The 22,734-nt window shown below is 63.0% G+C and carries 27 protein-coding genes, 1 tRNA gene and 1 pseudogene; 11 read left to right on the top strand and 18 right to left on the bottom strand.

Annotation, left to right across the window (positions count from 1 at the left end; all coding sequences use genetic code 11):
- The 3 genes from NATGR_RS07600 to NATGR_RS07590 all read right to left on the bottom strand — a co-directional run bounded on the left by NATGR_RS07600 (position 1) and on the right by NATGR_RS07590 (position 2,436).
- Complete coding sequence (locus NATGR_RS07600) at positions 1 to 615, bottom strand: FAD-dependent oxidoreductase (protein ID WP_005578710.1); 615 nt, start codon at positions 613 to 615, stop codon at positions 1 to 3.
- 96 nt (positions 616 to 711) lie between these two features.
- Complete coding sequence (locus tag NATGR_RS07595; protein ID WP_005578712.1) at positions 712 to 2,130, bottom strand: dihydrolipoyl dehydrogenase; 1,419 nt, start codon at positions 2,128 to 2,130, stop codon at positions 712 to 714.
- 57 nt (positions 2,131 to 2,187) lie between these two features.
- Positions 2,188 to 2,436: a type II toxin-antitoxin system HicB family antitoxin gene (locus NATGR_RS07590; protein WP_005578714.1), complete on the bottom strand. Its 249-nt coding sequence runs from the start codon at positions 2,434 to 2,436 to the stop codon at positions 2,188 to 2,190.
- A 115-nt stretch (positions 2,437 to 2,551) separates the two neighbouring features.
- On the opposite strand from NATGR_RS07590, the gene NATGR_RS07585 reads away from it, so the two are divergent.
- Complete coding sequence (locus NATGR_RS07585) at positions 2,552 to 3,943, top strand: signal recognition particle protein Srp54 (protein ID WP_005578715.1); 1,392 nt, start codon at positions 2,552 to 2,554, stop codon at positions 3,941 to 3,943.
- Positions 3,944 to 3,971: 28 nt separating this feature from the next.
- On the opposite strand, the gene NATGR_RS07580 is transcribed toward NATGR_RS07585, so the two are convergent.
- The gene (locus NATGR_RS07580; RefSeq protein WP_015233442.1) at positions 3,972 to 4,910 is read right to left on the bottom strand and encodes a CBS domain-containing protein; all 939 of its coding nucleotides are present in this window, start codon (positions 4,908 to 4,910) and stop codon (positions 3,972 to 3,974) included.
- A gap of 162 nt (positions 4,911 to 5,072) precedes the next feature.
- On the opposite strand from NATGR_RS07580, the gene NATGR_RS07575 reads away from it, so the two are divergent.
- Positions 5,073 to 5,987: a twin-arginine translocation signal domain-containing protein gene (locus NATGR_RS07575; RefSeq protein ID WP_005578719.1), complete on the top strand. Its 915-nt coding sequence runs from the start codon at positions 5,073 to 5,075 to the stop codon at positions 5,985 to 5,987.
- A 5-nt stretch (positions 5,988 to 5,992) separates the two neighbouring features.
- On the opposite strand, the gene NATGR_RS07570 is transcribed toward NATGR_RS07575, so the two are convergent.
- Together NATGR_RS07570 and NATGR_RS07565 are read right to left on the bottom strand one after the other, a co-directional pair.
- Complete coding sequence (locus NATGR_RS07570; protein ID WP_005578721.1) at positions 5,993 to 6,406, bottom strand: RNA-binding domain-containing protein; 414 nt, start codon at positions 6,404 to 6,406, stop codon at positions 5,993 to 5,995.
- Entirely contained in the window at positions 6,403 to 6,984 is a 582-nt protein-coding gene (locus tag NATGR_RS07565; protein WP_005578723.1) for an AAA family ATPase, read from the bottom strand. Before NATGR_RS07565 ends, NATGR_RS07570 begins: the two co-directional genes overlap by 4 nt.
- 247 nt (positions 6,985 to 7,231) lie before the next feature.
- Between NATGR_RS07565 and NATGR_RS19900 the strand changes: the two genes are divergently transcribed.
- From NATGR_RS19900 to NATGR_RS07550, 5 genes and pseudogenes are all read left to right on the top strand, one after another.
- The gene (locus NATGR_RS19900; protein WP_015233441.1) at positions 7,232 to 7,372 is read left to right on the top strand and encodes a hypothetical protein; all 141 of its coding nucleotides are present in this window, start codon (positions 7,232 to 7,234) and stop codon (positions 7,370 to 7,372) included.
- 53 nt (positions 7,373 to 7,425) lie between these two features.
- Positions 7,426 to 7,642 (top strand): annotated as a pseudogene (locus tag NATGR_RS07560) (YccF domain-containing protein); the annotation flags it as partial.
- Between the two features lie 97 nt (positions 7,643 to 7,739).
- Positions 7,740 to 7,843, top strand: a tRNA-Arg gene (locus tag NATGR_RS07555).
- Positions 7,844 to 8,715: 872 nt separating this feature from the next.
- A complete protein-coding gene (locus NATGR_RS20405) occupies positions 8,716 to 8,838 on the top strand; it encodes a hypothetical protein (RefSeq protein WP_005578727.1) in 123 nt (40 codons plus the stop codon).
- On the top strand, positions 8,838 to 10,145 hold the full coding sequence (locus NATGR_RS07550) for an RNA-guided endonuclease InsQ/TnpB family protein (RefSeq protein ID WP_015233440.1): 1,308 nt from the start codon (positions 8,838 to 8,840) through the stop codon (positions 10,143 to 10,145). The genes NATGR_RS20405 and NATGR_RS07550 overlap by 1 nt, the downstream gene beginning before the upstream one ends.
- A 112-nt stretch (positions 10,146 to 10,257) precedes the next feature.
- Here NATGR_RS07550 and NATGR_RS07545 read toward each other — a convergent pair whose 3' ends face one another.
- Positions 10,258 to 11,685 carry a hypothetical protein gene (locus NATGR_RS07545; protein WP_005578731.1) on the bottom strand — a complete coding sequence of 476 codons (1,428 nt, stop codon included), beginning with the start codon at positions 11,683 to 11,685 and terminating at the stop codon, positions 10,258 to 10,260.
- 106 nt (positions 11,686 to 11,791) lie between these two features.
- On the opposite strand from NATGR_RS07545, the gene NATGR_RS07540 reads away from it, so the two are divergent.
- A complete protein-coding gene (locus NATGR_RS07540) occupies positions 11,792 to 12,187 on the top strand; it encodes a ribbon-helix-helix domain-containing protein (RefSeq protein ID WP_005578733.1) in 396 nt (131 codons plus the stop codon).
- A 65-nt stretch (positions 12,188 to 12,252) separates the two neighbouring features.
- On the opposite strand, the gene thiM is transcribed toward NATGR_RS07540, so the two are convergent.
- From thiM to NATGR_RS07510, 6 genes are all read right to left on the bottom strand, one after another.
- A complete protein-coding gene (thiM, locus tag NATGR_RS07535; protein WP_005578735.1) occupies positions 12,253 to 13,083 on the bottom strand; it encodes a hydroxyethylthiazole kinase in 831 nt (276 codons plus the stop codon).
- Entirely contained in the window at positions 13,080 to 13,745 is a 666-nt protein-coding gene (gene thiE / locus NATGR_RS07530) for a thiamine phosphate synthase (RefSeq protein ID WP_005578737.1), read from the bottom strand. The genes thiM and thiE overlap by 4 nt, the downstream gene beginning before the upstream one ends.
- A 526-nt stretch (positions 13,746 to 14,271) precedes the next feature.
- The gene (gene ftsY / locus NATGR_RS07525) at positions 14,272 to 15,444 is read right to left on the bottom strand and encodes a signal recognition particle-docking protein FtsY (RefSeq protein ID WP_005578739.1); all 1,173 of its coding nucleotides are present in this window, start codon (positions 15,442 to 15,444) and stop codon (positions 14,272 to 14,274) included.
- Positions 15,445 to 15,511: 67 nt separating this feature from the next.
- Positions 15,512 to 15,967 (bottom strand): prefoldin subunit alpha, encoded by a 456-nt coding sequence (gene pfdA, locus NATGR_RS07520; protein WP_005578741.1) that lies wholly within the window; start codon positions 15,965 to 15,967, stop codon positions 15,512 to 15,514.
- Entirely contained in the window at positions 15,964 to 16,137 is a 174-nt protein-coding gene (gene rpl18a / locus NATGR_RS07515) for a 50S ribosomal protein L18Ae (RefSeq protein ID WP_005578743.1), read from the bottom strand. Before rpl18a ends, pfdA begins: the two co-directional genes overlap by 4 nt.
- 74 nt (positions 16,138 to 16,211) lie before the next feature.
- A complete protein-coding gene (locus NATGR_RS07510) occupies positions 16,212 to 17,162 on the bottom strand; it encodes a DUF6159 family protein (protein WP_005578746.1) in 951 nt (316 codons plus the stop codon).
- Between the two features lie 98 nt (positions 17,163 to 17,260).
- Between NATGR_RS07510 and NATGR_RS07505 the strand changes: the two genes are divergently transcribed.
- Both NATGR_RS07505 and NATGR_RS07500 read left to right on the top strand, forming a co-directional pair.
- Positions 17,261 to 17,572, top strand: coding sequence for an ASCH domain-containing protein (locus NATGR_RS07505; RefSeq protein WP_005578748.1), 312 nt, complete (start codon positions 17,261 to 17,263; stop codon positions 17,570 to 17,572).
- Positions 17,573 to 17,585: 13 nt separating this feature from the next.
- Complete coding sequence (locus NATGR_RS07500) at positions 17,586 to 17,858, top strand: hypothetical protein (protein WP_005578750.1); 273 nt, start codon at positions 17,586 to 17,588, stop codon at positions 17,856 to 17,858.
- 2 nt (positions 17,859 to 17,860) lie between these two features.
- Here NATGR_RS07500 and NATGR_RS07495 read toward each other — a convergent pair whose 3' ends face one another.
- The 5 genes from NATGR_RS07495 to thpR form a co-directional block, all read right to left on the bottom strand.
- Positions 17,861 to 19,021 carry an MFS transporter gene (locus tag NATGR_RS07495; protein ID WP_005578752.1) on the bottom strand — a complete coding sequence of 387 codons (1,161 nt, stop codon included), beginning with the start codon at positions 19,019 to 19,021 and terminating at the stop codon, positions 17,861 to 17,863.
- A gap of 190 nt (positions 19,022 to 19,211) precedes the next feature.
- On the bottom strand, positions 19,212 to 19,877 hold the full coding sequence (locus NATGR_RS07490) for a translation initiation factor IF-6 (RefSeq protein WP_005578754.1): 666 nt from the start codon (positions 19,875 to 19,877) through the stop codon (positions 19,212 to 19,214).
- 2 nt (positions 19,878 to 19,879) lie between these two features.
- The gene (locus NATGR_RS07485; RefSeq protein WP_005578756.1) at positions 19,880 to 20,158 is read right to left on the bottom strand and encodes a 50S ribosomal protein L31e; all 279 of its coding nucleotides are present in this window, start codon (positions 20,156 to 20,158) and stop codon (positions 19,880 to 19,882) included.
- A 2-nt stretch (positions 20,159 to 20,160) separates the two neighbouring features.
- Positions 20,161 to 20,313, bottom strand: a complete 153-nt coding sequence (locus NATGR_RS07480) for a 50S ribosomal protein L39e (protein WP_005578759.1) — start codon at positions 20,311 to 20,313, stop codon at positions 20,161 to 20,163.
- Positions 20,314 to 20,366: 53 nt separating this feature from the next.
- Entirely contained in the window at positions 20,367 to 20,924 is a 558-nt protein-coding gene (gene thpR, locus NATGR_RS07475) for an RNA 2',3'-cyclic phosphodiesterase (protein ID WP_015233439.1), read from the bottom strand.
- A gap of 92 nt (positions 20,925 to 21,016) precedes the next feature.
- On the opposite strand from thpR, the gene NATGR_RS07470 reads away from it, so the two are divergent.
- Positions 21,017 to 22,666, top strand: a complete 1,650-nt coding sequence (locus NATGR_RS07470; RefSeq protein ID WP_005578763.1) for a hydroxysqualene dehydroxylase — start codon at positions 21,017 to 21,019, stop codon at positions 22,664 to 22,666.
- Positions 22,667 to 22,734: the final 68 nt, after the last annotated feature.

The following is a 22,734-nucleotide window of genomic DNA, read 5'->3' as shown; positions in this document are numbered from 1 at the left end:
TTACTCCGCGAGTTGCTCGCCGAAGACCCGTTCGGCGTCTGCGGGCACGTCGAAGTCGTGGTAGCGTTCGCCCTTCTCTTTCGAGAGGATATTCAGCGCGGCAGCGGCTCCGTCACCGACCGCGATCGCAGCCTGCCACTCTTCGACGCGAACCATCGCGCCCGTCGCGTAGAGGTCGTCGACGCTCGTCTCCATCTCGACCCCGACGTCGACGACGTCCTCGTCGGTGAACTCACAGCCCAGTTCCGCCGCGAGGTCGCGGTTCGCACCCGTTGCGAGGATGACGTAGTCGGCGTCGTACCCGCCGTCGGCGGTCTCGACGGCAAACCCGTCGTCCGTCTCGCTGACACCCGTCACCTCTTCGCCCTGGCGGCGATCGGCACCGAAGTCGTCGACCTGCTGGCGTGCGGTCGCCATGAACTCGCTGCCACCGACCGAGCCGATCCCCAGGTAGTTGAACAGGTGGGCCTTGTGCATCCACGTCTCGTCGGTGTCGAAGACAGTCGTCTCGAGGCCGTTTTTCGCGGTAAACAGCGCCGCGCTCAGACCGGCGGGGCCGCCGCCGACTACGAGTACCGATGCGTCCGAAGTCGTGTCGTCAGTATCGTCGCTCACGGTTACATTATGTTACTGCAGCCGTATTAACGTAGCAGGGACGCGAAACCAATCACGTAACACTACCGTTACCGGCCCGCTGCGGAGAGCGTTCGATCAATCTCCGCCGTCTCGCCAGTCCGGAGCCGTCGAGAACTCGCGGTCGGCCAGTTCGTCGAACGCGGCGTAGATCGACTCCGAGAGCGCAGGATGGACGTGAACGGGTTCGACGACGTCCGCGACGGTCCCTCCACTGCGATCCATCGCGACGACGACCTCTTGGATCAGCGAGGCGGCTTCCGGCCCGGCGACGTGACAGCCCAAGATATCCCCGTCCGGCGCGGCGAGTACCTTCACCAGCCCGTCGGCCTCTCGGATCGACCCCAGCGGCGAGACGTCGAACGGAACCGTCGCCGACTCGTAAGAGCGATTTCCGGCCTCGAGTTCATCCTCCGTCTTCCCGACGCTTGCGACCTGTGGCGAGGTGAAAATGGCGTGTGGCATGGCGTCGTAGTCCACTTTCTGCCCGTCCGCGTCGAGCGCGTTCGCCGCCACCACCCGCGACTCGTAGTCCGCGGCGTGTTTGTACGGCTCGTCACCGACGGCATCGCCCAGCGCCCAGACGCCGTCGACGGCCGTCTCGAGCCGTTCGTCGGTTTCGACGAACCCCGAATCGTCGGTTTCGATGGCCGTCGTCTCGAGATCGAGGGTGTCGGTGTTCGGGACGCGCCCGGTCGCGAGCAGGAGGTCGTCGGCGGTGATCTCGACGGCGTCGCCGTCGTCGCTCGGCTCCGCGGTGACGAGTACATCGCCGTCTGTCTCTGCCACTGACGACGCCCCGTGACCCGTGTACAGCTCGCAGTACTCCGCGAGCGCGCCCGTGACGAGGCTGCGTATCTCGTCGTCCTCCCTGGGGATCAGGTGGTCGCTGCGGCCGACGATGGAGACGTCGGTGCCGAGCGCGCCGAAGAAGTAGCCCAGTTCCGCCCCGATGTAGCCGCCACCGACGATGGCGAGTTCGTCGGGCCGGTCGTCGAGGTAGAGCGCGTCGTCGCTGGTGAGGTAGTCGACATCCTCGAGGCCGTCGATCGGCGGCTCCACCGGCCGACTCCCGACGGCGACGACGAGCTGTTCGCCGCTGATTTCGTGCGTCTCGTCGTTCCCGTCGACCGCGAGCGTCCGATCGTCGACGAATCGTCCCTCACCCCGGTAGAGCGTGACGTTCTCCGCCTCCTCGAGGCTCTCTGCCTGCCGGTCTGCCTTCTCGTAGACGGCGTCGTAGATCGCGTCGGTGATCTCGTCGTAGGCGACGCCCTCGAGCGTCGCGTCGATTCCTGCTCGCTTTGCACGCTGAATCTCCTCTACCACGTCCGCGCGGTGGATGAGTGCCTTCGAGGGGATACAGCCACGCGTGATACAGGCACCGCCGAGCGGCCCGCGTTCGACGACGGCTGCGCCGAGGCCGCGGTCGGCCGCGGCGGTCGCGACCTGGCTACCCGATCCGCCGCCGATGACGACGACGTCGTACTCGGTCATGCGAGAGGCGACCACGGACGAGGCCGTAAAACGAGCGCGTGCTGTGGCCGGCCCACACTACAGCCAGTCGTCGCCCGTCTCGTCGACGCTTGCCTCCCGGTACGAGTCGACTGCTTCTGCCAGGTTCGCGAGGGCCTGCTCGGGCGTCTGTCCCTGACTCGAGACGGCAGTCTCCTCGTCGTCGACGATGTAGAGGCCGTGCTCGTTGACTCGCATCACCACCGCTGCATCTGCGAGTGCGTCGTACTCGGTCGGGTCGGTATCGATGTCCTCGAAGTCGACGGGTTCGACGTCTCCTTCGCTCATAGACGTGCGTTGTCGCCGTCGGGTGAAATACGCTCCGACGCGTCCGAACGAGCGACGACTTCTCCTGTCGGCCGTAGAAAAAGCCTTTAACGCCGTCGTCCCGTATCCCTCGTAAATGGTACTCGACGATCTCGGAAGCTCCCTGCGGGGAACGCTCGACACACTCCGCGGGAAGTCACGAGTCAGCGAGGAAGACGTCGAGGAGATCGTCAAGGAGATCCAGCGCTCGCTGATCTCCGCCGACGTCGACATCGCACTGGTACAGGAGCTCTCGGACAACATCGAAGCGCGTGCACTGGAAGAAGAGCCACCCGCCGGCACGCCCGCGAGAGACTTCGTCCTCAGCATCGTCTACGAGGAACTGGTCGATCTCATCGGCGACTCCACGGAGCTACCGCTCGAGGAACAGACGATCCTGCTTGCGGGCCTGCAGGGGTCCGGGAAGACCACCTCCGCCGCGAAGATGGCCTGGTGGTTCTCGACGAAGGGGCTGCGTCCGGCAGTCATCCAGACCGACACCTTCCGGCCCGGTGCCTACGACCAGGCCCAGGAGATGGCCGAACGCGCCGAAGTCGACTTCTACGGCGACCCCGACGCCGACGACCCCGTCGAAATCGCACGCCAGGGTCTCGAGGAAACCGAAGAGGCCGACGTCCACATCGTGGACACGGCTGGCCGCCACGCCCTCGAGGACGACCTGATCGACGAAATCGAGCAGATCGAGGGCGTCGTCGAGCCCGACACCTCCTTGCTCGTACTGGACGCCGCGATCGGTCAGGGTGCGAAAGACCAGGCCCAGCAGTTCGACGAGTCGATCGGCATTGACGGCGTCGCCATCACGAAACTCGACGGGACGGCGAAGGGTGGTGGCGCGCTCACCGCAGTCGACCAGACTGACTCCTCGATCGCCTTCCTCGGGACCGGCGAGGAGGTCCAAGACGTCGAACGCTTCGAGCCCGACGGCTTCATCTCCCGGCTACTCGGGATGGGCGACCTCGGCCAACTCGCCGAACGCGTCGAACGGGCGATGGAGCAGACGGACCTCGAGGAGGACGACTGGGACCCCGAGGACATGCTGCAGGGCAATTTCACCCTGAACGACATGCAAAAGCAGATGGAGGCAGTCAACAACATGGGGGCGCTCGACCAGGTGATGGACATGATCCCCGGCTTCGGCAGCGGCGTCAAAGATCAGCTTCCCGACGACGCGATGGACGTCACCCAGGAGCGGATGCGCACTTTCAGCGTCATCATGGACTCGATGACCGATACCGAGAAAGAGTATCCGAAAGCGATCGGCGCGAGCCAGATCGAACGCATCGCGCGTGGCTCCGGCACCAGCGAAGACGAGGTCCGAGAACTGCTCCAGCAGTACAAGATGATGGAGAAGACGATCAAGCAGTTCCAGGGGATGGGCTCCGAACAGGAGATGCAACGCATGATGCAACAAATGCAACAGCAAGGCGGCGGTGGCGGCGGTGGTATGGGCGGAATGGGTCCGTTCTGAGCCGGCGTTTCGCTCTTCTTTACTCTCTTCAGTCGGTCGTCGCCGACTCCGTCCCGGCCGACGGCTCGGGCGGCAACTCGTCGATCAACACGACAGCGTCCCCCTCCAGGACGACGGCGTCGTCTCCGTCCGTGACCGTGGTCTCGATCCGGTACCGGTCGTCGCCGAGACGCTCGACGATCTCGCAGGTCGCGGTGGCCCGGTCACCGGTCGACAGCGGCGCACGGAAACTACTCTCCTGGGAGAGATAGATCGTCAGCCCCGGAAGCCGAGCGAGCGCCGCACTGATCAACCCGGTCGCGAGCACACCGTGGACGATCCGCTCACCAAACTGCGTCTCGGCGGCGTATCCTCCGTCGAGGTGGAGCCGATTCGTGTCTCCGCTGCTCTCCGCAAACGCCTCGACATCCTCGCTCGAGAGGACCTTCGAAAACCGAGCGACGTCGCCGACCGAGACGGTCTCCTCGTCGTCGCCGCGGTACTCGAACTCCCACTCGTCGCGTTCGTACTGGGTGTCGGTTCGGACCTGCCGACGTAGCGACCCCGCTTTTTCGTCGCTTTCCTTCGCGTGACGAGCCTGATTGGCGAGATGTGGCACATAGTAGGACAGTTCCGTCGTTGTGAGGATACCCACGAGCTCGCCGTCGTCGACGACCGGTAAATGTTCGAGGTCGTCCGTCCGAAGTACGTCGACCGCCTCGACGATGGTCGTCTCGGGTGCGATCGTCTCGAGCGGTTCGGACATCACGTCGGCCAGTTCGTGGTCGCGGAGGTCGGCCCGCTCACAGAGGTGCGTCGCAAAGTCTCCTTCCGTGAGGATTCCGACGGGGATCTCGTCTCGAGCGACGACCACCGAACTGACGCTCTCGTCGCGCATCAGCGTCGCTGCTCGCGTGACGTTTGCGTCCGGTGGTGCGGTGACGACGTCGGTAACCATGACCTCGGCGACCGGGATCGTATCGTGCATGTCGACGCCGTACACCGCGCCACTGTATCACTTTTCGGCCTTGTTCTGTCGATAGCGTTCGACTGTGCGCTTTGCCACCGGTTCCGTCGTCGGTTTCGGCCTCGGCTCTTGAGGACTCGATCGAACACGGGCATATTTGTCACTGCACCCACAAGTGCTGTCATGAACCGACGCCAGTTCCTCGCGACTGGTGCGACGCTGGCCTCGATAGCCGCCGGTGGCTGCGTGGGCTGTGCGACCGCGCCGTCGCTCTCGCTCTCCATGGAAGCGACGTCGAACGCCGATATCGCTGATCGATTGACCAGATCCCTCGAGTCGGACGACGAAGACGACCGGATCGCTCTCGAGGCCGCCGAGGGCGAGACCGTGACTGCAGAGGGGCTCTCGGAACCGTTCCCGTCTGAGTCGCCGTACGTCCACGACGGGGCCGTCTACGTCGCCGAGACGACGGTCACCGACCGGACCCCGGGAACGTCGTTCGGCTACAAGATCAACCCGGTCGACGAGGACGAGACCCTCGACCCCGAGAACGCGATTCACTACGAGGACCTCCCCGAGGTCGACCGAGACGCGTTCGGGGATCGCTGGGACTCCCCCGAGCCGTTCCTCGGCTACGGCGCGTCCGTCTACTACCTCGAGGACGACGTCGACGACTCGGTGCTGGTTCCCGACCAGGAGTACGAGGTCATCGCCTGGCCGGAGACGCGCGGTCGTCTCGAGATCGACGACGGAACCGATCGGCCGCTGAAGACCTACGAGTACACCGCCGAGGTCGTCGCCGACTCGCTCGAGGCGTACGGACGGGAGATTCGGGACCTCGTCGCGTTCGAACTCGGCCCGCTCGACGACGACACAGCGGCAGTCGTCGAGCAGGCGATCGAGGGAGGAACGTACAGCGTCCCCGACGGCGAGGAACTATCGGCGACAGAAGCGCGCGTCGCGACCGAGTTCGAGGGCGAAGAACAGGTACGACGGCCCAACGACTCTCCACGTAACCCGTCGTCGCCGAACGGCAGGTACGTGGTCCGGTACGAGAACGAGATCTACTGGACCGAAATCCGCGTTCAGAGGGAGTGATTCCGCTACTCGTCGACCGGCCGCCCGTTTTCCGTCGACGGCGCAATGTGGTCGACGTACTCCTCGAGGCTCGGCTCCTCGACCCGGACGCGGACGCCGATCTCGCCGAGTTCGTCCGGTTCGCCGACCGAGAAGTTCACGCGACCCTGGAAAGCAGCCTGTTTCTTCAGTGCGAAGCTGAAGGTGTCGCCCTCCCGGCTCGAGAAGAACTCGCCGCGAGCGGTATCTAAGATTTCCTGACGGTGCAACAGCTCCGAGAAGTGCTCCAGCGAGTGTGTCTCACCCCTGACCTCGCCGAACTCCTCCTCGAGATCGGCGTTCGGAAACATGTTGGCGACAGCGTCGATCACCCGATCCGTAACCTCGGTGTCGTACACCGGCGCAGTGATCTCGACGTCGACGCGGTAGACCTCGGTCATGGATTTGCCTCCGTGCTTTCGAGTTCCGCTTCGGCACCTTCGCGGACGATCGTTCGAATCCGATCGCGAAACGCCTCGAGCGTGCCCGTGTTCTCGACGACGACGTCGGCTCGCTCCATCGCGTCGTCCATCCCGAACCCGCGTTCGCGTTCGTCACGTGCCTGCAGCGATTCGCCACCGTCGCCCTCGTCCGCGTCTCGGCCACGGCTCTCGAGGCGCTCGGCCCTGAGATCGAACGGGGCCTCGATACTGACCAGGGTGAAATCGTCGCCGAACCGCTCCTCGAAGACATCGACCTCCGTCCCGGAGCGGATGCCGTCGACCAGCACCGCGTCGGCGTTCTCGAGGCGATCCTCGATCATCGGGAACGACCGCTCTGCGATCGCGGCCGGCCCGTTCTCGTCACGCAACGCCTGGGCGACCTTCCCGTGGTCTTTCGCGGGCTCGAGCCCGCGGTCGGCCGTCTCCTGGCGGACGACGTCACCCATCGTCACCACCGGGAGTCCGTCCTCGCGTGCGACGGTGGCCGCCTCGCCTTTGCCGCTGCCGGGCAGCCCCACCGTTCCGATGACGTGCATCGAGACGAGATAGCACCGACACCCGCATAAGGGCTGTGTCTCGACTCGAGAGTTGCATTCGGAGTAACCAGCCGGCATCCAGTCGAGGCGCTCACTGCGCGCGCTCGCTCCGCCCGCGTGCCTACGTCCCCCGTCTTCCCGGATGCCGACAGCCCTTTTCGTGGTGGTCTTGGCTGATTTCGAGGATCATTCGAGTTCTACTCGTCTCGAGCCCCACAGATTTGTCCCTCGAGATGGTGCCACCACTATGCGAACCTCCACGAAACTGATCGTCGTCGGTGCACTCCTGATCGTGATCCCGATTCCGGTCTTGCCGCCGTTCGTCGGAGCTGCAATCGGCGCGGCCGTCCTGGTCGTCGGGCTCTTCCTTCGGTTTCTCGGGTTGTGAGCCGCCGGTTCGGTTCCGATATCCCTATCCCTGGTGGCTGCCCCGACTCGAGTATGGCACAGCGATCCCTGCTGGTCCGTGCGCTCTGGTTCCTGCTTGTCGGCTGGTGGCTGACACCCATCGTGGTCAACGTTGCGTGGGCGCTGAACGTGACCGTGATCCTCGCACCGATCGGGGTCAAAGCCGTCAACCTCGTGCCGACGGTATTGACGCTCCAGGAGCCCCGATCGTTCGGACGGCCAACACTCGCTTGTGGTCCGGGCGATCTATAGATGGTCCTTCGCGTCGAGTTGCCCAGTAACAACCAGTCAAAGGGTATAAATTGGGCTGACGATTACAAGCTTAGTGAGGTACTCGATACGGCCTTGGGCACGTAGCTCAGTCCGGAAAGAGCGTCGGACTTCTATCCCCGCCGGGATTGCGGTGGGGGAAGACATCCGACGGTCGTGGGTTCAAATCCCATCGTGCCCGCTTGCTATCGCGCCCAATTCGTGAGCGACGGCAGACAATGAGATGGATTTGAACTAGACCGAGGTTCTGCGCGAAGCGCAGGTTCTCGGGTGTCGTTCAACTCCCATCGATTCTACTCGAAACTACCGTCGTAGGGTCTCTATTCGGATTACGCCCGAGTCTTGCCACTGCCGAAAATCGCAGGAGCGTTTTCAAGTCGAATCCCGAGAATTCGGTGCCCGTTCGCCTGTCGACCGTACCCCTTCGTTTGATCGCGGTTGCTGTTGTCGGACGATCTGGGTGGTGGTCGCCGTGACTTATCCCTTGGGCCACCGACGCACTCGAATTCGACCTGTCAGCACTGCGGCAGTCACGTCACCACTCTGCTCGCACGGTGTTCGGTGACGGTCGCGACCGTGCCCACCGCTGCCCGGAGTGTGATTGCTGCCGGCGGTCGACTCGCGGGCCCGAAACTGAGAAAACCGTCGCCGTTCCTGATTCCGAGACTTCGCCCGGCACGGAACTGAGGCCGATGCGCGAAGAGGTTGTCTCCGCGAGTCAGCTCTATCACGTCGAACGCCGGCCGTCTATCGCCCAGCAGCCTATCGGGCGATCGACGAGGATATTCGTCGTGCCCTCGAGAAGCGAAGGATTCGAACTGACAGCGGTATCGACTCGACCGGTCCCGACAACGGAGGCAGGGTCACGCTCGAGGTGACGCTGGGTTTTTGATTAGCTGAATCGAGGCGCTAATGCCCCTTCCTCAGCGAGCGCCGAAGGCGCGAGCAGGGAGGGGATACAGCGCCGCACGGTTTTCATACACGATTCGATGGCAGGCCCACAGGCCCACGGAGTCGCAAATGTTTTTGCATAGAGTATATATTTTGGATACGATGAAACGGACCACAATTACTCTCCGAGAGGACCAACACGAGTGGGTTCAGGACAACCACCTGAATCTCTCGTCGTTCGTTCAAGAGAAACTCGACGAACTAATCGAGGAACGCGAGAGCTGATGTACTACGCCTACAAGTATCGCCTCGAGCCGTCTGACGGCCAACGCAAGGAGTTGGACCGCCAGCGCGATATCTGTAGGCAACTATACAATCACACTCGCTACCGCCTCAACGAGTACCGAGAGAACCACGGCGAACTACCGTCCATGACCACGCTTCGGTCGGAGCTACCTGGCCTCAAAAAGTGGTGGGACGACCTCAATGACGTGTACTCGAAAGTTCTTCAGACCGTCGTCGAACGACTGTTCAACAACCTCAGTAGCCTCTCCGCACTCAAAGAGAACGGCTACGACGTCGGCCAACTCAAGTGGAAGCCACCACGCGAGTTCCGCAGTTTCACGTACAACCAGTCTGGCTTCAAGCTCGACAAGAAGGGCGGTCAGACTGTCCTGTCACTCTCGAAACTCGCAGATATTCCGATCCGACTCCACCGAGAAATCCCCGACGACGCCGCACTCAAACAGGTCACGCTCAAGAAGGAGCCAACGGGAGAGTGGTTCGCCACCTTCGGTGTCGAAGTCGACCGAGAGCCACCGCAAAAGCCCGACCAGCCGACGGACGTCGTCGGGATCGACGTAGGCATCCTGAAGTACGCCCACGACACCGATGGTCACGCGGTCGAATCGGTTGACCTCTCGGACGAACGCGAACGGCTCGAGCGAGAGCAACGAAAACTCTCGCGCAAAGATCACGGCTCGAACAACTACGAGAAACAACGCCGTCGCGTGGCCGAGTGTCACGCCGACCTGAAGAACAAGCGCCGAGACTTCTTGCACAAACTCTCGAACTACTACGCTCGAGAGTACGATCTAGTCGCGATCGAAGACCTTGACGCAAAAGGCTTGGTCGAACTTGACGGCAACTCTCGGAACCGTGCTGGAGCAGCGTGGGGGACGTTCCTTCAGATGCTCGAGTACAAGTGCGAACGCGAGGGAACGCGCTTCGTGGCCGTCGATCCGGCTGGAACGACCAAAGAGTGTGCGGCTTGCGGTGTGTCGAGCGAGAAACCGCTGTGGGTCCGCGAACACGCCTGTCCGTCGTGCGGGTTCACCGCCGATCGGGACTGGAACGCGGCCTGGAACATTCTTTCTCGCGGGATCAAGCAGGTAGGAGCGGGACGCTCCGAATCAACGTCCTCAGAATCGCCGTGCGATTCTGATGGGCTGCGAAAATCGCGCAGCGATTTTCGAACGCCTGTGGAGACTGCGCTCCCTACGGGAACCACCTCGGTTCCTGCAAAGCGCGTCGTGGAAGCAGGAAGCCCCATCTGCTCACGGGCGCGAAGCGCCCGTTCGCATGGTCCGTGAGACCTTCGGTCTCACGCTACCCTCAAGGAGCGAACGGCGTCAGCCGTGAGCGAGTAGGGTGGGGTAGTTCACACGCCAGTGTCGGTCGGGAGTTGGAAGAAGAGAGTGATAGCTATTCAGACATAAATTCGTCAGGTTCACGCCATTCGCTCTTCGCTCGGTCGTGAACCTCAGCATCTATTTTCGCCTCCATGACGCATCGGAGAGTCTCGTCGTCCGGGGGTACGAGACTAATTGTTTCCTCGTGGTCCTGGCTGGGGTCGATAGTGAACTGAGACGTGTCTTCCGATGCAACTACTTGTCCACTTTTCTCTTCGAAATAGGCGTATACCTGCGTGTTTCGAGCAGCAACGTCACCTTCGTTTTGCACTACGATGTCCACCTCGACTCCTTCACCCTCGAGCGCGGGCATTGTCGTCCACGCAAAGACGAGCGTGGGGTGAGTATCGATTTCTTGAATTTCTGCTTTCGCACCCTCGAGATCAGGTGGGACCTCACCGACCTGCCAGCCCGGTGCAGTGGTCTCCAGATAGTAGTAGCGAGTTCCCTCGTATTCATAATAGGCTCCCGGTATCCCTTCCTCCCCGGCCACACCGAGGGCCATGTGCTGTTCGTCCCGGAAAGCGAGGAGGACTGTATCGTAGTTCGCCTGCGCCATGAGCGCCAAGAGCAGAATCGCGGTGTCCTCACAGTCGCCGCCCCCGTCGAACAGCGTTTCCAGGGGATAGGTGGTGTACTGTTGAATTCCAGCGGACACTTCGTCCTCAGTGTACGGGAGTTGCTGAACGAACGCCAGCATCTTGTTGATCGTCTCCTGTGAGCCAGCGTCTCCGAACTCGTCTGCGAGGGTACCGAGATACGGTTGTTGGTAGGGGTCGGCCACGTATGCGCCTCGGTCGTTCACTCTGACTCGCTCAGTATAGTAGTTGTAGAGAGATTCTGGAATTGTGACCGACAGCTGGTATTCTGTCCCTTCGTACTCGAACGAGAACGATCGGTCGTACTGTTCGTCATCGTCGAGATCGGGGGACGTATTCCCGGAAAGTCCTGTAAGGTGAAACGGCTGGGAGGGCTGGTCATCGAGACCAACCATATGCGTGTCGACGGGTATCTCCATGGGCGAGATGCCGCCCGTATCGACTTCCGCGTTGATCGACGTTGGAGACTCAACCAAGCCATAGCTCGTGTCTTCACCTGCGATCGGCACTTTCTCGTCTTGGTGTGTGGACCGCTCGAGTTCTTTGAGAACAACTCCACCAACTGCTCGAAAGGTAATTTCGTCAGCACCGTTGAAATCGACCGAGACAGAAAGCCGATAGTCCGAGCCAGAGACCCATTCTTCGACCCATTCTATTTCGGGGTACTCGTCTTCTGTCAGTCGTTCCTCGCTGTACGATTCGATCTCGTCTTCTGTCAGTCGTTCCTCGCTGTACGATTCGATCTCGTCTTCTTCGTCGTCCTCGGTCTGCTCGTCGAGACACCCTGCCAGGATACCGGAGAGACCCACTGCCGAACTCGTGATGTACGTCCGTCTGCGCATTCAGTTGGGAATTTAATTCGAGCAGTATGATGGTTACTTTTACCAATTCCGTCATCCTGTCCCCTCGTCCAAAGCTTATAATATTCTCTCACGAGATGGCGATACTATGGTCAAGTCGACGGTTCGGTTCCCCGCGGAGGTGATAGAGCGCGTCCAAGCACACACTGACGAGGGCGAGTTTACCAACAAGTCGGAGTTCCAGCGCTTTGCCGTGGAGTACTTACTCACCGAACTCGAAGACGACTACGAACCGACACTGACGCAGTTCGACGAGATCCGCGAGAACGCACTCGAGGATGACGACCCCGAACCGACCGAACTCATCCAGACTGCCGAACCATCGGAGTTTCTCCGGACGGCGAGTCGCGTCCGCCAGTGTGCGCTCCGAGGCGACGTCGAGACGGCGTACGAACTGATCGATACGCGACAGCCACCGGAGAGTCCGAAGGCGATGCTTCTCGACCTGATCGTTCAGGGCGTGACGTCCGACGAGACGGAGTGAGAAAGCCGCTTTTCCACCGTCGACCAAAAGACGTTTTTCACCGTCGACACCGAACGCTCGAGCAGTCAGTTTAGTCGTTCGACCCGCGACTCGAGGTCTGTGTCCGTCGGGTTCTCGGCCGTGAACCCGTAGACGGCGTCTTCGAAGTTCGTTCGGTAGCTACCTGGTCCGCTGTAGGTCATCTCGGCCGCACGCTCGCCGGCGAGGCCGAACGCGAGCGTTCCGTGGAGGGCGGCCACGTGGTCGTCCTCGACCGCGCCGGCAAACGACGCGACGGTCGCTCCGAGCATGCAGCCGGTGCCGACGACCTCGCCGAGCATCTCGTGGCCAGCGGTCAGTCGGTACACGCCGTCGCTGCCGGCGACGATATCTTCGACTCCCGAGGCGACGACGACCGCGTCGCTCGAGTCGGCCAGTGACCTGGCAGCGTGTTCGATCTCGTCGTAGTCGCCGACGGATTCGACGCCCCTGACCTCGGCGTCGACACCGGCGAGTGCGCTTATCTCGCCGTAGTTCCCCTTGATAATCGAGAAGTCGATCGCAGAGAGTAGGTCTTTCACGACCGACTTCCGGGTGGGCGTCGAGCCGACGCCGACTGGATCGAGGACGACTGGGAGTTCGGTTTCGTTCGCTTGCGCGCCAGCTTCGTGCATCGCGTCGACTTTCTCACGTGGCACCTGTCCGGTGTTGAGCAAGAGGGCACTGGCGAGATCGGCCATCTCACCGGCGTCACCGGGCGAGTCGGCCATCACCGGCAGTGCGTCCCAGTGGAGAATGAGGTTCGCCACGTCGTTCATCGTCACCTCGTTTGTCAGCGCCTGGATTAGCGGCTGGCCGTTGGCGACGGCCTGGAGCGAGTCCGCGAGCGCGTCACTCGTGACGTCGATGTGGGTCATTCTTCACTCCCTTCGTCATCGACTGCCTTCGTCGTTTCGACGGCCTCCACGAGTGTCTCGGTTGCAGTCTGTGGGTCCTCTGCGGTCGTGATCTCGGAGATGACGGCGACACCCGACGCGCCCGCTTCGACGACCGAGGCCGCGTTTTCTGCGGTGACGCCGCCGATTCCGACGACCGGGATCGAGACCGCGTCGGTAATCTCCGCGACTCGCTCGGGACCAACGCCGTCTTTCTCCTCGGCGACATCTTTCGAGGTCGTCCCGTAGATCGTGCCGACGCCGAGGTAGTCCGCGCTGTCGGCTGCCGCCTCCCGGGCTTGCTCGACCGTCGAAGTCGAACAGCCGACGATCGTGTCTGGACCGAGCAGGTCGCGTGCGACCGAGACCGGCAGATCCGACTGGCCGACGTGGACTCCATCGGCGTCGATCGCCCGTGCGACATCGACGCGATCGTTGACGATCAGGTCGACACCCGCCTCCGCGGTCAGCTCGCGCAATTCGAGCCCGAGTTCGTACCGCCGCCGCGCGTCGGTCTCTTTCTCGCGGAGCTGGACGACATCGACCCCGCCAGCGATCGCGTCCGCGACGATTTCGAGCGTCGGGCGTCCGCTCGAGACCGATTCCTGCGTGACGAGATAGGTTTCCCAGTTCGACGGGTTCATACTCGGGCTGGTACCGCCGGCCACTAAGCGACTTCGGTCGTTTCGGCCCCAGACGGAGGCTTTACCCGCTTTCGCCGAAGTGGACGTTACCTGCCACCGACCGCGATCGACTCAGACGGTTTGCTGTCAGTCAGTTCCGGCGCGACCGCGAGCCCCCTTTCGGTTGCGCCGGGACATCGGTACCGCAGTCCGTCTCATAGGGATTATCGTAGCCAATCGGAGGTTTCGAAGCCCGTCCTTCGACGCTGTGTCGTGGTTCGTCACGGAAAAACTATGAACTCCTACGATAATCCCTCTCAGTCAGGCGATGTCCGACGCCGACAGCACGCCCTAACGGCCGTGGCACTCGACCGTCCCGACGGCTGTCGCTCGAGTTTGGGGATCGATCGACGCAAAAAGCGAGATGTCTGGCGCGACTCGACTGGCCGGAACACCTCGACACTGCTCGATACGGTTTCCGGCACGCCATTTTCGACCCAACCGCAACCCGAAGCGGTTACACCGGAACCAGTTACAACAACCCGTACTACTCTTCGTCGGACTCAAGCAGTCGTTCGACCATCTCGTCGGGGTCGAACCGCTCTAGGTGGTCGTAGCCCTGGCCGACGCCGAGAAACAGGATCGGTTTGCCGGTGACGTGAGCGACCGAGATCGCTGCACCGCCGTTAGAGTCGGCGTCGGCTTTCGTCAGGATCGCGCCGTCGATCTCGGCGGCGTCGTTGAACTCGCGGGCGCGGTTCACGGCGTCCTGGCCCGCCACCGCCTCGTCGACGAACAGCGTCAGGTCGGGACCGACGACCCGGTCGATCTTCTCGAGTTGATCCATCAGCCCTTCGTCGGTGTGCAGGCGACCGGCGGTGTCGCCGAGGACGACGTCGACGTCGTTGGCCTCGGCGTACTCGACGGCGTCGTAGAGCACAGCGGCAGGGTCGCCGCCCTGCTCGTGACTGATGCACTTCGTGTCCAGGGCGTCGGCGTGTTCCTGGATCTGTTCGTTGGCCCCGGCGCGGTAGGTGTCGCCGTTTGCCATCACTGCCGAGAAGCCCCGTTGTTCGAAGTACCGGCTCATCTTCGCGATCGAGGTGGTCTTGCCGACGCCATTGACGCCGGTGAAGACGATGGTGACGGGCTTGTCCTCGACGGCAACCCGCTCGTCGAAGTCGAACTGGCCGACGCTAATCACGTCCCGGATCGCCTCTTGCAGAGCCTCTTCGACGACCTCTCCTGTCGAGGTCGTGAACGTCCGCGTTTCGCCGACCAGTTCTTCCCGGATGTTCTCGAGAATCTCGTCGGCAACGCTCATTTCGACGTCACTCGAGAGCAACGCCATCTCGAGTTCGTGCAGAGAGTCCTCCAGTTCCTCCTCCTCGATGACGAACTTACCCGTCACGAGGGATTTGGCCTTGTGGCCGAAGCCGGGATCGTCGTCGCCGATATCGGTCGTCGCGTCGACCGCTTCCGGTTTTTCGTCCGGCTCCGGTGTCTTTGCCGACTCCGACTCGAGTTCGGCACCCGTACCGGCGGCCTCGACGCCGGTTGCGGTGTTGACTCCCGTCTCTTCCACACCAGCCCCGTCTGCTGTCTCGGACGGCTCGTCCGTTTCGGCTGACTCTTCGTCGACTTCTTCGACGTTCTCTTCGGCGGCTTCTTCGGCGTCCTTGCGGAAGCTCCCGAGCTTGTCTTTCAGGTTGTCGAACATGACTCGTGGTGTGGATCGCGGTTACTAGCGTGACGAAAGTGGTCGACGTCGTCGCTGCGAGTGGGGCTTATTCGTCCGGTTCCTGGCCTTGGCCCTGCCCCATCTGCTGCATCTGCTGTTGCATCGTCTGCTGTTGGAGCTGCTGGGCCTGCTGTTCGAGTTTCTCGCTTTCGCTTTCGAGTTCGGCGATTTCCTCGTTGACTTCTGAGATCTGGTCGTCGAGGTGTTCTTTCTTGTTCTCGAGGGCGGAAACGGCGTCGTCTTCTTCGAACTCGGCGGCGTAGTCGGCACCGAGTTCGACGATCGCTTCGTCGATATCCTCGATCGTGGCCCGGAGGTACGCGCCACCGCCGATCGGCATCTGCACCGTCGAACCCGACTCGAGGGTGCCCAGAGCTTCGATTGCCTCGTCGACTTCGACTTTCTCCTGTTGAATCTCCTCGACGCTGGTTTCGAGGGCCTCGATCTGCTGTTGGATCTCCTGGAGTTCTTGCGAGAGCTGCTGGAGTTGCTGCTGGCTCATTGGCCGACCTCCTCGAGATCGATCTCGGTGCGTTTGAGTCCGTGCTGGCTCCCGAGTTGCGAGAGGATGTGCTCGCGGGCGACGTTCTCGTTTTCGGCGTCGATCGTCTTCTCGAACTCCGCGTGGCCGTCGCGGGTCTTGAACTGACCGGTCACCGTAAATTGGCTCATGGCTATCCATCCGGCGGGCAGTCGGAAGAATCTTCCCTTCCGTCGGGAGACCGGGACCGCGCTTGCGGGTCGGGCTATATCTTCCCCGGCTGGCTGCCCTGCCCTCCGCCCATCGTCGCTCGAGAGCGGCGTCTGGACCGCACGAGGTCGTCGGGATCGATGCCGTCAAACGCCGGTGGTAGCTCGCCGGCATCGGCGTATCGATACAGCGCGGTCTTTGCGATCGCAGTCGCAGCGTTGTGGACGAGCGCGATGCCGACCAGCAACGCGACGGTCGGGCCGATCGTGTACGGGAGCACTGTGCCGGGCGTTTCGAGCAAGAACACGGGCGCGCCGATCCCGAGACCGAGAACCGGGATCGCGGCTGCTATCGTGACGAGGCCGATTCCGAGGCTGATCCCGCCGACCTCGCCCCACGTCTCACGGAACAGGGTGACGCTGTCGTGCATCGACTCGCGGACGCCGCTATCCCGGAAGACGATCACTGGGACGATGAAAAACGTCATCGCGAACCAGGCGAAGCCGGCGATCGCTCTGACGGTCGCGGCGAGTTTCCCCTCCTGGCTCTCGAGGGCACGAAACACCATTCCGACGGCGGCCCCGACGAAGCCCCACGCGAAGATCGTCCGCTTCGACTCCCAGGCACCGGCCAGCCCGTCACGCACGCCGGTCGGCTCGCCGGCGAACAACTTCCCCACCGAGTGAACGAGTGCGGCACTGAAAAACGTCGCAACCGCGGTCGCAGCGAACAGAAAGAGAAAGGAGCCGACGAGTCCGAGCACCGCTGTGACGGTTTCGCTGCCGCCGACGTCGACGGCGACGCTCTCGAGAGCAGCGACGCCGATCGCGGAGCCGAAGACGACGACCACGAGTCCGGCAAGCAAGCCGACGAGGCCGACGATCACAGCGAAACCGTACAGGATCGGGAACGCGAGCAACCACTTCTCGCGGCGGAGAACGCCGAACGATGCTTTCGCGATCGCGAATCCGGTCCGGAGTCGAGCGATCGCGGATTGAAAGACCATACCCGAGACCTATTTGCCACGTGTCATAAGTCTTGCCGACCGGTTCGTCGTTTGGGTCCGGACCAAACGGTTTTGCTCCCGGCGTCCGACCACAGACTATGGCCGACATCGAACCCGGCGAACTCCTGCCGAACGACCGCACGAAACAGCAGGCCCTCGAGGGCGAGGTCACCCAGATCCACCGTGGGCACCAGTACGCCGACGAGGGCGACACGTTCACCATCGAGGACACCACCTTCGAAGTGCGAGAGGTGGCCGAGCGAACCCTCGGCGATCTCACCGACGAAGACGCTCAGGCCGAGGGGATGGACGACCTCGAGGGGTACCGCCGACTGCTCGAGCGCTCTCACGACGAGTTCGAGTGGAACGACGACAGCGAAGTCGTACTCCATCGGTTCGAACCGCAGTGAGCGGACTTCGGGTATGAACCACCTTCCACCCACCGGCGACGACGAGTGGCGGCTTCCGAACCACGCCCACGTCGTCGTCTACGACCGCGAGGACAGCGACCGTGGCCTCCTCACCATCTACGACTGCGGCGCGGCCCAGAACCCTCCACGAGCGCAGTTGCTCGGTACTCTCGAGCACGTCGACGCCGCGGCCGACATCGAGTCGACCTCGACGGGGCGGATCGTAAAACTGCGAGAGAAAGCGACACTTGCCGAGGGAGAGTCCGATCAGTTCAGCATTCGATAGTGTCAGATCGGGAGTCGGTCCGTTCGCTCGAGAAGCAAGAGGACGACGACCACTGCGGCGAGGACGATGGCACCGGTGCGAAACACCAGGTCGTAACTGTAGCCGGCTTCGACGAAGAGTCCGAGTACGAACGAGCCAAGCGACTGCGTGAGCATCCACACGGAACTGAACACGGCGTAGGCACTGCCACGCGTCGCGTCGGGGAGTGTATCCAGCAAGAACGTGTCGGTTGCGGGAAACAGCGCGTGGATGACGAAACCGACGACGGCCGAGAGGACGATCAGCCCGAGGACCCCGTCGACCGCGGTCAACACGAGCAGGCTCACCGAGAACGAGCCGACGATACCAAGCAGGTAGCGGACGTGCGGGAGCCTGTCGGCGAGGTCGCCCCCGAAGTAGAAGGCGGGAATGCCCGCAGCGAAGACGATGGTGAGCATCATACTCGCCTCTTCCGACGAGAGCCGCTTCGACTCGAGCATGTACAGTTCGTAGAAGTTGAACACGCCCTGCCAGACGAACGAGGCGAGGCCAACGAGCGCCAGCGCAGTGACGATGATGCGCCACTCCGAGAGTGCGCCAGCGAGGAAGTTCTTGTCTTCTGCGCCCGCTCGAGGCAACTTGGTCCGTTTCGCAGCGAGTCCCGTGTAGACCGTCACGAGCGCGGCACCGATGGCGATCAGCCACAGTGACAGTCGCCAGTCGACGACGACCGTCACGGCGACAAGCGGCGCTGCGAGCACGGCGGCGACCTGGTTTGCGGCCCCGTGAACGCCCATGACGTGTCCGATCCGTTCGGGGTAGAGTTCGCTGAGAAACGGGTTCGCCGAGACGAAGTAAACGCCGGAAGCGATCCCCATCAGGAAGGCTCCGACCATGAGGTGTTCGACGGTCGCCGCCGTCGCGGCGAATGCGGCTGCGACGGCCAAAATCGCGCCAGAGCCGATGACGACGTAGTGACGCGGCACCTTCGTCAGGAGCCAGCCCGTCGGCAATCGGGGCGAGGCACTGCCGACCCACGCCAGCGTCACGAGCAGCCCCGCGGCCGCCTCACCGATCGAAAACTCTACGATAATCACGTCCAGCAGCGGCGCGAAGATGATTCTGGCGAGATTGAGGAGAAAGACCAGACCACACAGCGAGGCGAAGAGACGAGCGCGGCTCACAGCCGCTCTTCCCAGCAGGCAATCTCAAGCGTTCCGATTTCGGAACAGTTCGTCCAACCGTCCGCCCTCGATTGCGATCGACTCTCCCCGCCGGTCCCTCCTCGAGACGTCGATCTGCAGGAGGCAACTGCTGCTGACACAGAAGGGGTGAAAGAGCCGGTAGAAAGACGGATGCGGCCAAACAGCCGCGTCACTCGAGGTAACCCAGCGCGTCCTCGATCCGGCCTAGTTCCGGTCCAGTCGTGTCTTCGCCGACGACGTAACCGGCCTCGTTGGCGACCAGCCCCGACCCGACGAGTGGCGCGCCGTAGTTGACGGTGCCGACGTCGGCCCGGACGTCAAGGACGTCCTCTAGAACGTCTAACTCTTCGTCGGTCGCCTTGGGGTGACAGAGCACCCCGGCGTTGGTCGCGACCGCGGCGGTGCCGACAGTGCGGACGCCTGCGAGGTCGCCGCGTTCGACCGGCACGTCGAGTGTGTCCTTGACGATCTGGATCGCCTTCCGGGAGAGGTCCGGATGGACGTAGGCCCCGTAGTCGTTCGCGAGGACGACGTTGCCGGCGGCGTTGATGCTACCTGGCAGTTCCGCGACGGGGAGGTCGACTGCCTCCTCGAGTCGCTCGCGTTCGTACTCGAGGACGCGAGAACTGACGAGAAGGCCGTTCTCGTTACCCGTCGCTAACGCACCGACCGTCGAGGAGCCACCGACCGTCGTCTCGACGGCCGGCACCTCCAGTTCGTCGGTCAGGTCGGCGACGATGTCTTCGTCGACGTCACGGCGAACGAGCACGCACGAGTCGGTCGCGCGGGCGAAGACGCCGACGTAGGCCGACCCGGCGAAGGCGAGACGTTGCAAGTTTAATCGGCGACCTCGGCCTCGACGACGGCCTCACCTTCTTCCTCGAAGCGGGCCGCGCGGACGCGGAGTTTCCGTGGTGGATTGGATCGGCCGTTCGACCAGATCGTCTCGTTGATCGACGGATCGAGGCGAATGGCGTCCTCGTCGACCGCGAAGTGTTTCGCGAGGTGTTCGCGGACGAGTCGCATCGCGAGGTCCGCGGCCTCGTGGTTGGCCCCTTTCTTGACATCGCGCAGCGGAACGGTGACGACGCGTTCCTCGAAGTCGCTTGCACTCATAGTTACTCGTCAGTGTCGCTGCGTCGCCAGTTGCGTCGCTTCGGGTTCCGGGTGACTTCCATATCCGTCTTCATCATGACCCAGGCCGGAACGCGGCTGTTCTGGTTCTCGAGTTTGGCAAGACGCTTCTTCTTGCCCTTCGATTTCTTACCCATAGTAGCCGGACGTAGCCCACGGTGGCTTAAAATCTTGTCCATCTGAGGCCCGACTACTCGAGCGGGAACCGTTCGACCGTCGAGTACACCGGTCCCTCGTCCGTCAACGTGCTCTCGGTCAGTCGCACCTCGTCGACAGTCGTCTCTCCGACGGTCGGGTCTCGCTCTCGAACGCGGTCCTGGACGAGTTCTTTCCCGCCGGCGTGGTTCATCCGCGCGAGAGTGACGTGTGGTGTAAAGTCGTGAGCTTCGGCGTCGAATTCCATCGCGGTCGTTTGCTCCTCGATCGCTTCGTGGAGTGTCGTCAACTCGTCGCCGCCGGTCTCGGTCCCGAGCCAGAGGACGCTGATGTACTCGAGGTCCGGAAACACTCCCAGGCCGCCAAAGCGTACGGTAAACGGCGAGACATCGGCGTCTTCGACGGCGGCCTCGAGTGTCGACTCGAGGGTGGGGAGTCGCTCCTCGTCCACCTCGCCGAGGAACTTCAGCGTGACGTGGGCCTGTTCGGGGTTGGTGAAGTCGAGACCGCTTGCCTCCGAGAACACTTCCTGGAGGTCGGCGACCTGCTCAGCGAGGTCGTCGGGAAGGTCAACGCTGACGAACAGTCGCATAAACGACGGTTCGTGAGCGGGCCACTCAACGATACCGGTCTCGTACGTCGTTAGGGGCACCTATTATGTCGAGCAAGCGCCTGGCTATGCTAATGGTCGACACCGACGTTGCCGTGGTCGGCGGTGGAATCGGCGGGCTCACCGCAGCGCACGAACTCGCCGAACGTGGCTTCGACGTGACCGTCCTCGAGGCCAACGACCGCTTCGGCGGCAAAGCCCGGTCGATGCCCGCCACACCGGAGACGGAAACCCCGCCGCTGCACGGCGAACACGGCTTTCGGTTCTTCCCAGCGTTCTACCGCCACGTAATCGACACGATGGAGCGAATTCCCGACGGTGACGACACCGTCGCGGACAACCTGGTCGAGACCGACGCGACACTCATCGCGTCCGTCGACGGACCCGGACAGATCGCCGACACCCGAACCCCCGACTCGCTGCGCGGCTGGCTCGAGGCGATCCGACCGGCGTTCGCCGAGGACTTGCCCGCAGACGACGTTCGCTTCCTGCTCGAGCGCCTGCTGTATCTGCTAACCGCCTGCGAGGCCCGCCGCGAGGAGGAACTCGACGACATCTCCTGGTGGTCCTTTATCGACGCCGACAACCGCTCGCCGGAGTTTCGCGACCGGCTCGCCTACGCCACGCAGGCGCTGGTCGCGCTCCGCCCGCAGGCTGGCAGCGCCCGGACAATCGGAACCATCTACCTGCAGTTGCTGTTTGGCCAACTCGACCCGACGCGGCCGACCGAACACGTCCTGAACGCGCCGACCAGCGTCGCCTGGATCGCTCCCTGGCTCGACTACCTCGAGCGTCTCGGCACCGACCTCCGGTCGAACGCACCGGTGCGACGACTCGAGTTCGACGGCCGGCGAATCACCGGCGTCGTGCTGGCCGACGGAGAGACGGTCTCTGCCGAGGAGTACGTCCTCGCAGTCCCCGTCGAGGTCGCCCCGACGCTCGTCACGCCCGAACTCGCCCGTGCCGCACCGGAACTCGGGCGGATCGAACGCCTCGAGACGGCCTGGATGAACGGTATCCAGTTCTACCTGACCGAGGATGTCGAACTGACGCGAGGGCACCAGGTCTACACCGACTCGCCGTGGGCGCTGACGTCGATCTCCCAGCGCCAGTTCTGGCCCGACGACGAGTACGACGTCGGGGAGCGTGGCCCCGACGCGGTCGAGGGCGTGCTCTCGGTGATCGCCTCCGACTGGGAGACCCCCGGGATCGTCTACCGGAAACCCGCACGGGAGTGTACTCGAGAGGAGATCACAACGGAGATCTGGACACAGCTAAAGGCGCACCTGAACGTGACCGGAACGACGCTCTCGGACGACCTGCTCGTCGACTGGTTCCTCGATCCGGCGATCGTCGAGACAGAGGAGGGCGTCGGGAACCAGTCCCCGCTGTTGATCAACACCGTCGGCTCCCTGCGCAACCGGCCGCCGGCGGATGTCGACGTTGCGAACCTGACGCTGGCGGCCGACTACGTGCGGACGAACTCGGATCTGGCCTCGATGGAGTCGGCGAACGAAGCAGGGCGGCGTGCAGCAAACGCCGTGCTCGAGTGTCACGCCAGCTCCTCTTACGCCCCGGCCGAGGTCTGGGAGTTGAGCGAGCCGACGGCGTTCGAGCCGTTCAAACGACAGGATCGAATCCGGTACCGGCTCGGACTCCCCCATCCCGCTGAAGTCACGCAGTCTGTGCGATCGCTCACCAGACGCCTCGGCGGACGAGCCTGACCGTTCCAGAGGTCACAATTCCAGTGGTTGATCATTCATATCGACGGTGTTGTGTGGCCGCGCGTCGG

The sequence above is a fragment of the Natronobacterium gregoryi SP2 genome (genome assembly GCF_000230715.2).
GTDB classification, from domain to species: domain Archaea; phylum Halobacteriota; class Halobacteria; order Halobacteriales; family Natrialbaceae; genus Natronobacterium; species Natronobacterium gregoryi.
This window is presented reverse-complemented; position numbering and strand designations above follow the sequence as displayed.